The organism is Roseovarius sp. S88 (assembly GCF_037023735.1).
GTDB classification, from domain to species: domain Bacteria; phylum Pseudomonadota; class Alphaproteobacteria; order Rhodobacterales; family Rhodobacteraceae; genus Roseovarius; species Roseovarius phycicola.
Genome location: NZ_CP146069.1, coordinates 1,641,449 through 1,655,219 on the forward strand (window position 1 = coordinate 1,641,449; position 13,771 = coordinate 1,655,219).

The window sequence follows — 13,771 nt, forward strand, 5'->3', positions numbered from 1 at the left end:
GTTACACCCCGATGAAACGTTCTGAGATGTCCGGGCTAAGCTCCGACATCACACCGGCCCATACGGTTTCCCCTCGGTTGAGGATCACCCCTCTGTCCGAGACTTGTTTTAATTCTTTCAAAGACTTATCGATAAGCAGAATCGCCAGACCGGTCCGCGCTTTGAGACGTGAAATCGCTGCCCAAATCTCTTGCCGTATGAGAGGCGCCAACCCTTCGGTCGCTTCGTCCAGGATAAGCAGGCGAGGATTGGTCATGAGGGCGCGACCAAAAGCCAACATCTGCTGCTCGCCTCCGGACAATGACGCCGCGCGCTGAGCGTGACGTTCCTCCAGACGTGGAAACAACTGCCCGACAGTTTTCAGGGTCCAGTCGCCCGGTCGGGCTGCGGCCAAAAGGTTTTCGCGCACGGTCAGATCCCGGAAACACCGCCGTCCTTCGGGCACCAACCCCAGTCCCAACCGCGCAGCGCGATGACTGGGCAAGGCATGCAGGTCCTGCCCATTGAACTCAAGCTGGCCGTTTGAGGGCAACATCCGGCAGATCGCCTTGACGGTCGTGGTCTTGCCCATCCCGTTGCGCCCCATCAACGCGACGACCTCACCTTGAGCGACCTCAAGGCTAACATCAAAGAGCGCCTGTGCGGCGCCATAGCTTGCGCTAAGTCCCTGAACAGAAAGCAAACTCATGCGCTTTCCCCCAGATAGGCGTCACGCACCTCGGCGCTTTGGCGGATGTCGTCAACTGATCCTGTGGCGACCACACGCCCGTAGACCAAGACGCTGATCCGGTCGGCAAGGGCAAACACCGCGTCCATGTCATGTTCGACCAGAAGAATAGGGGCTTCGTTGCGCAGGCTGTCTAGAAAACCGGTCATTTGCATTGACCCTTCCGCGCCCAGCCCGGCCATCGGTTCATCCATGACAAAGGCTTTGGGTGAAAGGGTCAGGGCAACGGCCACCTCTAACTGTCGTCTTTGTCCGTGGCTGAGGTCCGCTGTACGTTTTTCAGCATCCTCGGCCAAACCAACCCGCTCCAACGCGGACATGGCAGTTTCTTTCAGGGCGGCATCGTTTAACACGGGCTGCCAGAATCGCCATGGACGTGACGAAGCTCCCAAAGCGCCCAGCACGGCGTTCTCCAGAACTGTATCTTCCATCGCGAGGGCCGAGATTTGAAACGTCCGGCCTAAACCGGCCTGTGCGCGCGCCTGAGTGCTCAAATCGCTGACATCGCGGCCCAAAAGCTCTACACGCCCAGCATCGGGCGCAAGACCACCACAGATTTGTGCGATCAAAGTGGACTTGCCCGCGCCATTGGGACCGATAATCGCATGAATTTCACCAGGTTTGAGGTCAATTGACACGTCATCGGTCGCGGCCAATGCACCGAACCGCTTGCAAAGCCCAAAGGTGGCCAAAACCGGCTCAGACATGTGCGCCTTCCTTACCGGTCAAAAGACCGATCAAACCGCCGCGTGCAAAAAGCACGATGAGCAAAAGGACCACACCCAGCCAGATGTGCCAGAAGTCGGTCAGCCCCCCGAGCCAATGCTCAAGAGCGACAAAAAGACATGCGCCGATCACTGGCCCCATAAGCCGCCCGACGCCGCCGATGATGATCAGAACAATCAATTCGCCCGAAAGCTGCCAACTGAACATCGTCGGGCTGACAAATCGGTTGAGATCGGCAAAGAGCGCGCCAGCCAGCCCAGTGATCGCGCCTGAGATCACGAACGCCACCAGCTTGAGCCGCATGGGGTTCAAGCCTACGGTTTCCACCCTTTCTGGCACCTGCCGCGCGGCATTGAGCGCCAGTCCGAAGGGCGACGTTTGCAGGCGATGGAACACAATGAGCGCAAGGCAAAGCGCCGCAAAGCAAAGCCCAAAAAACTGCAGCGGTACAAGAGTATTCAGCCCTGGAAACCCGTTGCGTACATAGATGGAAAGGCCATCCTCGCCGCCATAGGCGCTCCAGGAAATCGAGAAGTAGAAAAACATCTGGCCGAAGGCGAGGGTGATCATGATGAAATAAACGCCTGTTGTTCGCAGGCTCAACACGCCGATGACCCAGGCCACCAGCGCCGACACAATCACCGCCGCCAACCAGATGATGGGCATCGACTTGGTCCCGGGCAGGGTGAAAAGGCCAAGGTCGAGCGGCGTGAATGTTTGCGCATGCGAGGCCAGCACGCCCATCGCATAGCCCCCCAGGCCGAAAAACGCGGCATGTCCAAGGCTGACAAGCCCTCCGATGCCAAGCGCGATATTCAGCCCCACGGCGGCAAGGGCGAGGATCACCACCCGGGTCAAAAGCGTAATGGTAAACGGCTCATCCGCCACAAGCGCATAGACCAGCACCGCCAGAATTCCTGCGATCACTGCGCTATTGATCCAGCGTTCCGTGATCATGCGCGCGCCCCGAATAGGCCCGTGGGCCGCCAGATCAGAACCAGTCCCATCAGGATATAGACCGCCATTGAGGCCAGGGCCGAGCCAGTCTGTGTCGCAGCCCCACCTTCCATAAAGAGCTTGAACAGCTCGGGCAGGAAAATCCCGCCAAGCGTATCGGTCAGGCCCACCAGAATGGCCCCGATGAAGGCACCTTTGATCGAGCCAATCCCGCCAATAACGATCACCACAAAGGCCAGGATCAGCACGGGTTCCCCCATACCCACCTGCACCGATTGAATGGCCCCCACCAATGCGCCTGCAAGGCCCGCCAGAGCCGCCCCAAGTGCGAAAACCAGCGTATAAAGCGCCGAGATGTTCACGCCCAGTGCGGCAATCATCTCGCGGTCGTTTTCGCCAGCACGGATTTGAATACCGATGCGTGTGCGCGCGGTCAGCCACCAAAGCCCCGCGGCCACCAGCAACCCAACGACGATCAACGCCAGCCTGTAGAGCGGATATTCGATGCCGCCGGGCAGGGTGATAGGTCCTGAGAGGTAGTCGGGGATGTCCAGAAAGAGAGGAAAAGACCCAAAGACCCACCGCGTGCCTTCAGAGAAGATCAGGATCAGCGCAAAGGTCGCCAGCACCTGATCCAGATGCGCTTTGCCATAAAGCCTACGAATGACGGTCATTTCTACCAACGCTCCTGCCAGCGCCGCGGCAGCCAATGCCGCCACCAAGGCGAGCAGGAATGACCCGGTCACTCCGGCCACGGCTGCCGCGGCAAAGGCCCCCACCATGTAAAGCGAGCCATGCGCGAGGTTGATCAGGCCCATGACCCCGAAAATCAGCGTCAGCCCGGCGGCCATCAAAAACAGCATGACGCCAAACTGAAGCCCGTTGAGGACCTGTTCGATCAAAAGAAGCAGTGTCACCTTAGCCCCTGATGCTGCGGAACGGCTTTGTCATGGCAGCGATCTCCCTTACCCCTATGCTCTCTCAAAACGCGAAAAAGCGCCGTGTTGTCAATGCCTGCAAGGGACCACGCTGTCAAAACACACTGGTCGGAACGTCCGTGATGCCATATGTGCCATCTGAAACAAAACAAAGCTGATCCATCGCTTATGCACCTTCGCCAGCACGCCAAGCTTTCTGTCGCGCCAATGATGGACTGGACCGACCGGCATTGCCGCTTTCTGCACCGGCAATTGTCGCGGCATGCGCTGCTCTATACCGAAATGGTCACGGCCCCGGCTCTTGTGCGGGGGGCGCGCTGCATCTGCTGGACTACTCGCCAGAAGAGCACCCTGTTGCCTTGCAACTGGGCGGTTCTGACCCCCAAGAACTCGCACAAGCAGCCCGGATGGGGGCTGAGGCGGGGTATGACGAGATCAACCTCAACGTCGGCTGTCCCAGCGACCGGGTGCAGTCGGGAACATTTGGCGCGGTGTTGATGAAGGACCCCGGTCTTGTCGCAGACTGCTGTGCGGCGATGATCGGGGCGGTGGATGTTGAAGTCACCGTGAAATGCCGCATTGGCGTGGATGATCAAGAGCCTCAGGACGTGCTGCCCGAGTTTCTTGCCCGTGTCTCAGCCGCAGGCGTGGAGCGCTTCACCATTCATGCGCGCAAAGCCTGGCTCAAGGGGCTTAGCCCTAAGGAAAACCGCGATATCCCGCCGCTGGATTATGATCTGGCACTGCGGATGAAAGAGGTTTTTCCCTCCCTGCACATCTCGGTCAATGGTGGCGTCACGACCTTGGCCGAGGCCCAAGGCTTTCTGGACGCTGGCTTTGACGGCGTGATGCTCGGCCGCGCAGCGTATCATCAGCCGGTGGATATACTCGGCGGTGCGGACCGTCTCATTTTTGGAAATGATGCACCGGACCGCACCGGTGAGGACGCCGTACGCGCCATGCTGCCTTATATCGAGGTGCATCTCACATCGGGCGGCAAGCTGCATCAGATCACGCGCCATATGCTGGGCCTTTTTGCCGGGAAACCCGGCGCGCGTGCCTGGCGGCGTGTGTTGTCGCAAGGGGCCACGCGCCCCGGTGCAGGCCCAGAGCTGGTTCTGGCGGCCCTCGCCGAAGTCACAGGTGTCGCGGCATGAGCGATCTGCTCGACAAAGGCTGGGCTGTTTTCAAAAGCGAACCTGCGGTACGCGACTGGGCCAAGTGCGCCCTTGCTGTGGCCAAAACCCGCGTCCGCGCGCCAGAGGAACAACACTGGCTGCGCTGCGAAGGCACGTGGTTTGTGGGCGTTGACACTTTGCCCAATGATCCGACAGGGCAGGTCGCAGACTCTCAGCCGCTCACCGGCGCTGCCTTTGCCGCCGCGACAGATCTTTATGGTCGTTTGTCTTTGCACCGCGCGCAAATCTCTGTGATTTACCCGGGATATCCACGTCCGCGTGAAGGCGAAGGCGAGGCGGCTTTTGCCTATCGGTTGAAACGCGATGCGGCGCATGTCGACGGCCTATTGGCCGAGGGATCAGACAAACGGCGCTATCTCAAAGAGCGTCACGCCTATATTCTTGGTCTGCCCTTGACCGAAACGAGCGCGGATGCCAGCCCAATGACGGTCTGGGAAGGCAGCCATACCATTATGCGCGCCGCCTTTGCCGAAGCTTTGAAGGACGTCCCGCAAGAGACCTGGGATCAGGTGGACTTGACCGATATCTACAAAGCCACGCGCCGAAAGGTGTTTGAGACTTGTCGGCGCCGCGTCGTGCCAGCGCGCCCGGGCGAAGCGTATCTGGTGCACCGATTGGCCCTCCATGGTGTGGCACCGTGGGGAGAGGCGGCCAAGGCACCCGAAGAGGGCCGGATGATCGCCTATTTCCGCCCCGAGTGGCCCACGCCATCCGATCAATGGCTGACAGCTCCATGAAGCGACTTCTTTACCTTCCGGTTCTGCTTGCAATCAGCTGTCTATTAGCAGCGCTCTACGGCGCGGTGCACAATCAGCTATCCTACACGGTGGCACCAGGATATTTCCACGAATTCAAGTTCCTGCAATTCCAGTTTCCGGCAGAGGCCTGGACACGGGCAGGGGCGTCGTGGATCGGAGTTCTTGCCAGTTGGTGGATAGGGCTGATCCTTGGCCTGCCCATCTACATCGCGGCCCTGTTCATCAAAGACGACCGCGCTTTTGTGCGAGCGTTTCTGACCGCGGCTGTCATCGTGGTCTGTGTGACGCTCCTGATCGGGCTGGGCGCTTTGGCTGTGGCTTACGCAACCTTCACGCCGGACAACTTGCCTTGGTTCATGGAGGGCTGGGACGTTAGCAATCCGGTTGCCTTTGCGCGTGCGGGGCAAATGCACAATTTCAGTTACCTGGGCGGTTTGATCGGCACTGTGGTTGGATTGTTCTGGGTGATCCGCACTGCGTGGCGTTCACGCCGCGCTGCTTAACCGCGCTTCAATCGTGCCGAGCGTCCGCCGCGACGCTTGCGCAGTAAAGACGCACGATCAGGCAGGGCCTCCATGATTTCGCGTCGGTCCTCGCGGGACATCTTGGACCACTGGCTGATCTCGTCAATCGTGCGAAAACACCCCGTACAAATCCGCGCCTCGGGATGCACCACGCAAATGCGCACGCAAGGCGACTCGATCTCGTCGCGTGTCCAGACTGGCGTGTTGTCGTTCACTACGGTTGGTCCTTCAGATGGCGCAAGCGATCCAGCGCTCCTTGCAGAATATACGCAGCCGCCACCGCATCGATCACCTCAGAGCGACGCTTTCGGGTCAAATCTGCCTCAAGCAGTGCCCTTTCTGCCGCAACCGTGGAAAGGCGTTCATCCCAGTAGGTGATGGGAATCTCTGTCAATTTTGCCAAATTCTGCGCAAATGATCGCGTGGATTGCGCGCGTGGACCTTCCGATCCATCCATATTGCGGGGCAAACCCAGAACAATGCCTGCCGCCTCACGATCCGTTGCGTACTCCAAAAGCCGGGTTGCGTCCTGCATGAATTTGGTTCGTTTCACAGTTTCAAGCGGGGTCGCGGTGCTCAAAAGCGCATCTGAGGCCGCCACGCCAATTGTTTTGGTGCCCAGATCCAACCCAATCAACGGCCGCATGCCGGGCAGGGCAGAGGCAAACTCGGCGATGTCATCAATGATCATTCCGCGAACCCGGCTTCCTTGGCCGCGTTTTCCATGATCTCCAGGTTCTCGGGGTCCCCTGCAAACGCCTCCCGCGCGCGGGCCAGGACATCCCGGATCTCGTCCTCGTCCCCCAGCACGGCATAGGCGTTTATCAAGCGCGCCCATTCGCCGGGTGTGCCGCCTTCTTCACGGATGCGTTCATCAAGCCCCGCAACCATGCTGCGGATCATGCCTTCGCGTTCTTCGGGTGTCATGTCGCGCGCCGCCGTCATATCGGCCAGGGTTGGCCCCGAACGGCGGTTTTCATCCAGCAGCTGATATCGGGCGATACCCGCGCGCCAGGCCAGCTCTTCGATCTGACCCCGAATAAGTGGCACCCAAGGCGCGTCAGACGTGCTTTCCCTCAAAAGCGCGTCCCAGGTGCGAAACGCCATATCAGGCCGATCCACCTGCATCAGGTAGAGCCCCATATAGTAGCGCGCGCGCGGCTCTTGAGGATTGCGGTCGAGCGCCTCGCGCAGGGCTATTTCAGCCTCAGCTGAGACAAACCCGCCACCCGATGAAATCATCATATCGGCCAATTCGGCAAAATCCTCAGCCGTCGCAGCGTCGCCTTTCAACTCGATAAGCTTGGTCTGTGCCGCATGCGCTGCCGGAAGATTGCCGATCGATGCCTCGGTACGCGCCAAAAGCTGCAGACCGCGCATGTCATCGGGCCGGTTTTCGACCGTGTCGCGCAGGCGCGTGATGAGCGCCTGATAATCTTCCGGAATGTCCTCAGTGATCTCAAATTCCGGCAAAACCTCTTCAAGCTCGGCCTGTGAAGGGCGGTTGGCGCGTGCCTCATTTGAGGTCGCCAGACGCAATTGCAATGGCAGGTCTTCGTATCCCGGCACACCCATCCGCGCATAAAGCGCTCCGGCACCGCCGACGACAGCAACAGCTGCCGCCAGGATTGCAATGCGAAGGCCAAGGGGCTGTTTACCACCTGTTGCTTCGGTTGCCTGCAACTGAGCATCCGCAGCCAGAATGCGACGTGATACCTCGGCACGAATACGTTCGGCGTCTTCCTCGGCAATAACACCCCTCGCCAGATCGCGATCCACTTCTTTGAGCTGATCGCGATAGACCTTCAAATCATAAGCAGCAGGCGGTTCATCCCCGGCCTGGCCCTTAAGCCCGAAAAGCCCAAGAACAAACGCACACAAAAGCGCCAACCCACCTGCTATAGCCCAGAAAATCATGCTATTTCCTCACTTGAGCTTCATTTAACCACCGATCCCGTGGAGCAAAAGGGGCAAGTGGTCACAATCTGCGTGCAAAACGCTTTAGCGAATGTCGCAAATTGTCGCCTTGATGCCGCGCTGGGTATCCACAAAAATTGACCAGTGTCGCATATCCACGACAATACGCAGTGAACGCGAATCCGCGCAGAGCTTCGGAGGCCCCGCATGAAACGTTATTCCGCCTTTGCCATTGCCCGTGAGGCGTTGAGCCATCACATGGGTTGGGAACGGGCATGGGCGTCGCCCGAGCCGAAGAAAAAGTATGATGCAATCATCATCGGTGCAGGTGGGCATGGTCTGGCGACGGCCTACTACCTCGGCAAGAACCATGGTTTGACCAATGTCGCAATCCTTGAAAAAGGCTGGCTTGGGGGCGGTAACACAGGCCGCAACACCACGATCATTCGCTCGAACTATCTTCAGGACCCCTCAGCCGCGATTTATGAGAAGTCCCGCAGTCTCTATGAAACGCTGAGCCAGGATTTGAACTACAACGTCATGTTCAGCCCGCGTGGCGTGATCATGCTCGCCCAAACCCAACACGAGGTGCGTGGCTATGAGCGCACGGCTCATGCCAATGCGTTACAAGGTGTGAAAACAGAGTTCATCTCTCCCAGCCGCGTGAAAGAACTGTGTCCGATCATGAACATCGACGGCCCGCGTTACCCGGTGCTGGGCGGCTTGTGGCAGGCGCGTGGGGGCACTGCCCGCCATGACGCGGTGGCCTGGGGCTATGCGAGGGCCTGTTCGGCCATGGGTATGGACGTGATCCAGAAATGCGAAGTAACCGGCATCCGTTCTGAGGGTGGCAAGGTCAAAGGGGTCACCACCAACCGAGGCGACATTGACTGTGATAAGCTTGGCATCGTGGTGGCCGGTCACTCCGGACATCTGGCCGATATGGCGGGCTTCCGGCTTCCGATTGAATCGGTCGCACTTCAGGCGCTTGTATCTGAGCCGATCAAGCCCTGTATGGACGTGGTTGTTATGGCAAACACCGTGCATGGCTACATGAGCCAGTCTGACAAAGGCGAGATGGTCATTGGCGGCGGCACCGATGGCTACAACAACTTCACGCAGCGCGGCTCGTTCCATCACATCGAGGAAACCGTGCGCGCTCTTGTGGAAACCTTCCCGATGATCGCACGGCTCAAGATGCTGCGCCAATGGGGCGGGATCGTTGACGTGACCGGAGACCGCTCTCCGATCCTGTCAAAAGCACCTCTGGAGAACTGCTTTATCAACTGCGGCTGGGGCACCGGCGGGTTCAAGGCCATCCCCGGAAGCGGTTGGGGCTTTGCTGAACTCATGGCCAAAGGATATTCGCCGCTGACCGCAGAATTTGGCCTCGACCGGTTCTATGAGGGCCGTTTCATCGACGAATCCGTAGCAGCGGGTGTGGCACATTGATGACACATCGCGTTTTCCACAGGCCAATAGCGGTATCAGGTCCAAATCCGGCAAAGAAGCGCCGAACTCAGCTGTTCAAAAACGCGGGGATCGGCCCAAAACGGCCATTCAAAGGGGGTATTCTTCCATTCTTAACGCTCACGCACCAATTTGTATGTCGAGCAGTTTGGAGAGTACCGAATGTCCGATTACGATCAGTGGCGGCAGAACCAGAATTACAGCCCCAAACCGTCCGGCGATGACGGTGGTGCAGCGCTGTTCTGGGTTTTGGTCGTTGTTGTCGCGTTGGGCGTGTTCGTCTTTGCAAACTTTGTCACCGGCTCTGTGCGCGGAGAGTTGTCCGCCCCACCAGTTGCCGAACCTGTTGCTCAACCGACATCCGTGGCCGAAGGGGACGCAGAACCGGCCAAGCCGGCAAAAGAACCGCTGTCTTTCGGCACCAAAGCGACGTTTACGTCGAGCGACTGATCCTGACATACTGAGATTTTTGAACGGCGGTCCCGCTTGGGCCGCCTTGATCCCGTTTGTGATCCTATTGCGTGGTCTCACGGGGCGTGAAGCCTGTGAAGGGAGCCTGCCATGCTGATCCTTGAGTGCCCGTGCTGCGGCGTGGCGGGTGAAGAAACCGAATTTGCAGGCGGCGGCGAGGCGCATCTCAAGCGTTTTGGCCCCGGCTCCAGCGATGATGAGTTCCACACCTATCTTTTCGCCAAGGAAAACCCCAAAGGCGTGCATTTCGAACGCTGGCGGCATGCCAATGGCTGTGGCAAGTGGTTTCTGGCGGCGCGCAACACCATGACGCTCGAAGTCTACGGCACCTATTCCGCCCAGACCACTGAGCCGCCGCAAAAGATCAAAGACAAAATCTCGGCCAAGGTGCCGGGCTGGAGCTGGAGGGAGTTCTCATGAGCACGCGTCTGGCAACAGGCGGGCGTCTGGTCAACAAGGCACGCGCGCTGGAATTTACCTTTAACGGCAAGCGCTTGCGCGGGTTTGAGGGCGACACGTTGGCCTCGGCATTGCTCGCCAATGATCAGATGCTTGTGGGCCGGTCATTCAAATACCACCGTCCGCGCGGCATTGTGGCTTCAGGCGCAGAAGAGCCCAACGCGCTGGTCAATATGGGCCGCGACGAGACGTTCGAGCCAAATCAACGCGCCACAACAACCGAGCTTTTCGACGGTCTGCGCGCCACATCGCAAAATCACTTCCCAAGCCTGGAATTCGACGTCGGCGCGATCAACAGCAAGCTGGCGCGGTTTTTGCCCGCAGGCTTCTACTACAAGATGTTCATCCATCCCCGTCCGCTCTGGAAGCATGTCTATGAGCCGTTCATTCGCAAGTCGGCGGGTCTGGGCAAAGCCCCACGCGACCGCGATCAGGACAAGTATGAACATCTCTATGCGTTCTACGATGTTGTTGTGATCGGTGGCGGCATTGCCGGGCTTCTGGCCGCCAAAGCGGCAGGCGAGGCGGGCGTCAAGGTACTCTTGATGGAGCAGACCGCCCATTGGGGCGGGCGTGCGATGGTTGACACCGGAACTGTCAACCAAATGCCTGTGGATAAGTTCGTGGACGAAACCGTTTCCGAACTGGCAACAATGTCTAATGTGACAATGCGCCTGCGCATGATGGGGGCGGGTGTTTATGACCACGGATATCTGCTTGGATATGAACGGGTTAGCGACCATGCTCCAAGCAAAAACACACCGCGTCACCGTCTTTGGCGCATCCGGGCAAAACAGATTGTCACCGCCACGGGGGCAATCGAACGTCCATTGAGTTTCGCAGGCAATGATATCCCCGGTGTTATGCTAGCCTCTGCGGTACGTGACTATGCAGTGAATTACGGTGTGTCTATTGGAGATCGCACTGTTGTTGTGACCAACAATGATGACGCCTACCAAACCGCGATTGCGATGAAAAACGCAGGGTTGGACGTGCCGTTGATCCTCGATGCCCGTGCCGCAGGTGGCGGCGCGCTGGCGGACAAGGCACGAAGCCTAGGCATCCGTGTTGAAAATGGCAAAGCCATTGCCAAGGTCAAAGGCGGCAAACGGGTCACGGGCGTTGCGGTCTGCGCCCAAGCGGGCGAGGGCACACCGCTTGAAGAAGTGGCCTGCGATCTGGTTGCCATGTCAGGCGGCTGGTCGCCTGTGGTGCATCTGTGGTCCCATTGCGGCGGCAAGCTGATTTGGGACGACGCGCAGGCAATGTTCCGCCCTGACCCCGAGAAAGCCCCGACAGGCGCCCAAGGCGAAGGATTTGTGTCCGTGGCGGGATCAGCAAACGGTGCGATGCATCTTGCGGACATTGTCACCGACGCGATTAACGCTGGCCAAGCCGCAGCCAAAGCAACTGGCGGCAAACCCAAACGGATCAAAACGCCTGAGGCCGACAGCCCAAAGATGGCAGCGATGGAACCCATCTGGCTGATGCCGCAGGGGGCCAATATCAAGCTGCGCTCCAAGTCTTGGCTCGACTATCAGAACGACGTGAAGGTGTCTGATGTCCAACTGGCAGCACGCGAGGGGTTTGAAAGCGTCGAACATGCCAAGAGATACACCACTCTAGGTATGGCCACAGATCAAGGAAAGCTGAGCAATATCAATGGTCTTGCGATCCTTTCTGATGCGCTAAATCAACCTATTCCACAGACTGGAACAACCACGTTCCGTCCGCCCTACACACCCATCTCAATGGCAGCGATTGCCGGTGAGGCCCGTGGTCCGATCTTTCAGCCGCTGCGCAGGACACCCATGCATGACTGGCACGAGGAAAACGGCGCATATTGGGAGCCCGTGGGCCAGTGGCGGCGGCCCTATTGCTTCCGCAAGACACCGGGCGAAGATATCGAAAGCGCCGTCAAGCGCGAGATCAACCAGACACGGTCAAGCTTGGGCCTTCTCGATGCCTCGACCCTGGGCAAACTCATTGTCAAAGGCCCAGACGCGGGCAAATTCCTCGACATGCTCTACACCAACATGATGAGCACGTTGAAACCTGGGCGCTGCCGCTATGGCTTGATGTGCAACGAAAACGGTTTCCTGACCGATGACGGTGTGGTGGCGCGCATCGACGAGGACACGTTCCTCTGCCACACCACCACAGGCGGCGCCGACAGCATCCATGCGCATATGGAAGATTGGCTGCAATGCGAATGGTGGGACTGGAAAGTCTATGTCGCCAACGTGACCGAGCAATATGCGCAAGTTGCGGTGGTTGGCCCAAATGCGCGCAAGGCTCTGGAAAAGTTGACGAAAGACGACCTCAGCGCCGAGACCATTCCATTCATGGCGTGGCAGGATATCCAGTTCGGTGACATCAACGCACGCGTCTACCGCATCTCCTTCTCGGGTGAGCTGAGCTATGAGATTGCGGTGCCTGCCTCTCAGGGTCGTGCGTTCTGGGATCAACTTCTGAAGGCAGGAGCCGAGTTTGATGTCATGCCTTACGGCACCGAGGCGCTCCACGTGATGCGCGCCGAGAAGGGCTTCATCATGATCGGCGACGAAACCGACGGCACGGTCATCCCGCAGGACCTTGGCCTCGACTGGGCTATTTCCAAGAAGAAAGAGGATTACCTCGGCAAACGCGCCCAAACCCGAAGCCACATGGCCGACCCAAACCGTTGGAAGCTGGTCGGGCTGGAAACCGTCGATGGCTCTGTTCTGCCAGATGGAGCCTATTGCACGTCTGAGGGCACCAACGAGAACGGTCAGCGCAACGTGCAGGGGCGTGTGACCTCGACCTACTATTCGCCAACGCTGGATCGTGGCATCGCCATGGGGCTGATCAAACACGGACCAGACCGCATGGGTGAATTGGTCGAATTCCCCAAGGTGGACGGCACCATCGTCAAAGCCAAAATCGTGAATCCTGTGTTCTTTGATGCCGAAGGGGAGAAGCAAAATGTCTAGCGCAGTCAGCGCCCTGCAAGGCGCAAAATTCGATGGTTACGTGAAAGTTGAGGAAATGGGCCTGCGCGGGATGATCACGCTGCGCGGAGACGTTGCGTCGGCCAAAATGAAAAAGGCGGTGCTGGAGGCCACTGGCGCGAAGCTGCCCAAGCAGCGTGAGATCCTTCACGAAGGCGACAAGGCTGTCGCGTGGATGTCCCCCGATGAGCTCTTGGTGATGGTTCCCTATGCTGAGGTTGAGGCTACTTTAGGTGTTCTAGAAAAGACATTGAAGGGCCAACATTTTCTGGCAGCGAATGTATCCGATGCGCGGGCGATATTCAGCCTCGATGGCGACGCCGCGCGCGAGATCATCGCAAAGCTTTGCCCGGTTGACATGGCCACTGACGCCTTCGCCCCTGGCCAGATCCGCCGCACTCGCATGGCCCAGATCGCGGCCGCCTTCTGGATGACTTCTGAGACACGCATCGAAGTTGTCTGCTTCCGTTCGGTCGCGCAATACGCCTTTGACCTGCTCAAAGACGCAGCAGAACCGGGGGGTGAGGTGGGGGTTTTAACATAAGTCCGAAAGGTCATTGGCCGAAATCATCAGCTCTGCATATATAGCCGATCCGAGTATCTCCCCTTGACCTCGCCCTGCCTGCACTACCATG

At 58.7% G+C, this 13,771-nt stretch carries 14 protein-coding genes and 1 pseudogene; 8 read left to right on the top strand and 7 right to left on the bottom strand.

Annotated features, from left to right (window positions below; translation table 11 throughout):
- Position 1: 1 nt before the first annotated feature.
- Genes RZ517_RS08295 through RZ517_RS08310 form a run of 4 tightly spaced genes read right to left on the bottom strand, consistent with a single transcriptional unit; the run spans position 2 to position 3,273 of the window.
- A complete protein-coding gene (locus tag RZ517_RS08295; RefSeq protein WP_338550981.1) occupies positions 2-688 on the bottom strand; it encodes an ABC transporter ATP-binding protein in 687 nt (228 codons plus the stop codon).
- Complete coding sequence (locus RZ517_RS08300; protein WP_338550982.1) at positions 685-1,434, bottom strand: ABC transporter ATP-binding protein; 750 nt, start codon at positions 1,432-1,434, stop codon at positions 685-687. Before RZ517_RS08300 ends, RZ517_RS08295 begins: the two co-directional genes overlap by 4 nt.
- On the bottom strand, positions 1,427-2,410 hold the full coding sequence (locus tag RZ517_RS08305; protein WP_338550983.1) for a branched-chain amino acid ABC transporter permease: 984 nt from the start codon (positions 2,408-2,410) through the stop codon (positions 1,427-1,429). The genes RZ517_RS08300 and RZ517_RS08305 overlap by 8 nt, the downstream gene beginning before the upstream one ends.
- Positions 2,407-3,273 carry a branched-chain amino acid ABC transporter permease gene (locus RZ517_RS08310; protein ID WP_422395575.1) on the bottom strand — a complete coding sequence of 289 codons (867 nt, stop codon included), beginning with the start codon at positions 3,271-3,273 and terminating at the stop codon, positions 2,407-2,409. Before RZ517_RS08310 ends, RZ517_RS08305 begins: the two co-directional genes overlap by 4 nt.
- A gap of 243 nt (positions 3,274-3,516) precedes the next feature.
- Between RZ517_RS08310 and dusA the strand changes: the two are divergent.
- The 3 genes and pseudogenes from dusA (at position 3,517) to RZ517_RS08325 (ending at position 5,808) form a co-directional block, all read left to right on the top strand.
- Positions 3,517-4,505, top strand: a pseudogene (dusA, locus tag RZ517_RS08315) (tRNA dihydrouridine(20/20a) synthase DusA).
- Positions 4,502-5,284, top strand: a complete 783-nt coding sequence (locus RZ517_RS08320; RefSeq protein WP_338550985.1) for a hypothetical protein — start codon at positions 4,502-4,504, stop codon at positions 5,282-5,284. The pseudogene dusA and the gene RZ517_RS08320 overlap by 4 nt, the downstream one beginning before the upstream one ends.
- Positions 5,281-5,808 (top strand): hypothetical protein, encoded by a 528-nt coding sequence (locus RZ517_RS08325; protein WP_338550986.1) that lies wholly within the window; start codon positions 5,281-5,283, stop codon positions 5,806-5,808. Before RZ517_RS08320 ends, RZ517_RS08325 begins: the two co-directional genes overlap by 4 nt.
- Here the strand turns inward: RZ517_RS08325 and RZ517_RS08330 are convergent.
- The 3 genes from RZ517_RS08330 to ccmI are packed head-to-tail and all read right to left on the bottom strand — an operon-like array spanning position 5,805 to position 7,746.
- The gene (locus RZ517_RS08330) at positions 5,805-6,044 is read right to left on the bottom strand and encodes a DUF1289 domain-containing protein (protein WP_317055252.1); all 240 of its coding nucleotides are present in this window, start codon (positions 6,042-6,044) and stop codon (positions 5,805-5,807) included. The two genes, RZ517_RS08325 and RZ517_RS08330, sit on opposite strands and share 4 nt — an antisense overlap.
- On the bottom strand, positions 6,044-6,520 hold the full coding sequence (ruvX, locus tag RZ517_RS08335) for a Holliday junction resolvase RuvX (RefSeq protein ID WP_338550987.1): 477 nt from the start codon (positions 6,518-6,520) through the stop codon (positions 6,044-6,046). The genes RZ517_RS08330 and ruvX overlap by 1 nt, the downstream gene beginning before the upstream one ends.
- Positions 6,517-7,746 (bottom strand): c-type cytochrome biogenesis protein CcmI, encoded by a 1,230-nt coding sequence (gene ccmI, locus RZ517_RS08340; RefSeq protein ID WP_338550988.1) that lies wholly within the window; start codon positions 7,744-7,746, stop codon positions 6,517-6,519. Before ccmI ends, ruvX begins: the two co-directional genes overlap by 4 nt.
- Before the next feature lie 207 nt (positions 7,747-7,953).
- Here ccmI and RZ517_RS08345 point away from each other — a divergent pair, with 207 nt between their 5' ends.
- The 5 genes from RZ517_RS08345 (at position 7,954) to RZ517_RS08365 (ending at position 13,680) form a co-directional block, all read left to right on the top strand.
- Complete coding sequence (locus tag RZ517_RS08345; RefSeq protein WP_338550989.1) at positions 7,954-9,198, top strand: sarcosine oxidase subunit beta family protein; 1,245 nt, start codon at positions 7,954-7,956, stop codon at positions 9,196-9,198.
- Positions 9,199-9,378: 180 nt separating this feature from the next.
- Positions 9,379-9,666, top strand: coding sequence for a hypothetical protein (locus tag RZ517_RS08350; protein WP_338550990.1), 288 nt, complete (start codon positions 9,379-9,381; stop codon positions 9,664-9,666).
- 111 nt (positions 9,667-9,777) lie between these two features.
- Complete coding sequence (locus tag RZ517_RS08355; protein WP_338550991.1) at positions 9,778-10,107, top strand: sarcosine oxidase subunit delta; 330 nt, start codon at positions 9,778-9,780, stop codon at positions 10,105-10,107.
- Positions 10,104-13,118: a sarcosine oxidase subunit alpha family protein gene (locus RZ517_RS08360; protein WP_338550992.1), complete on the top strand. Its 3,015-nt coding sequence runs from the start codon at positions 10,104-10,106 to the stop codon at positions 13,116-13,118. Before RZ517_RS08355 ends, RZ517_RS08360 begins: the two co-directional genes overlap by 4 nt.
- A complete protein-coding gene (locus RZ517_RS08365) occupies positions 13,111-13,680 on the top strand; it encodes a sarcosine oxidase subunit gamma (RefSeq protein ID WP_338550993.1) in 570 nt (189 codons plus the stop codon). The genes RZ517_RS08360 and RZ517_RS08365 overlap by 8 nt, the downstream gene beginning before the upstream one ends.
- The last annotated feature ends 91 nt before the right edge of the window (positions 13,681-13,771 follow it).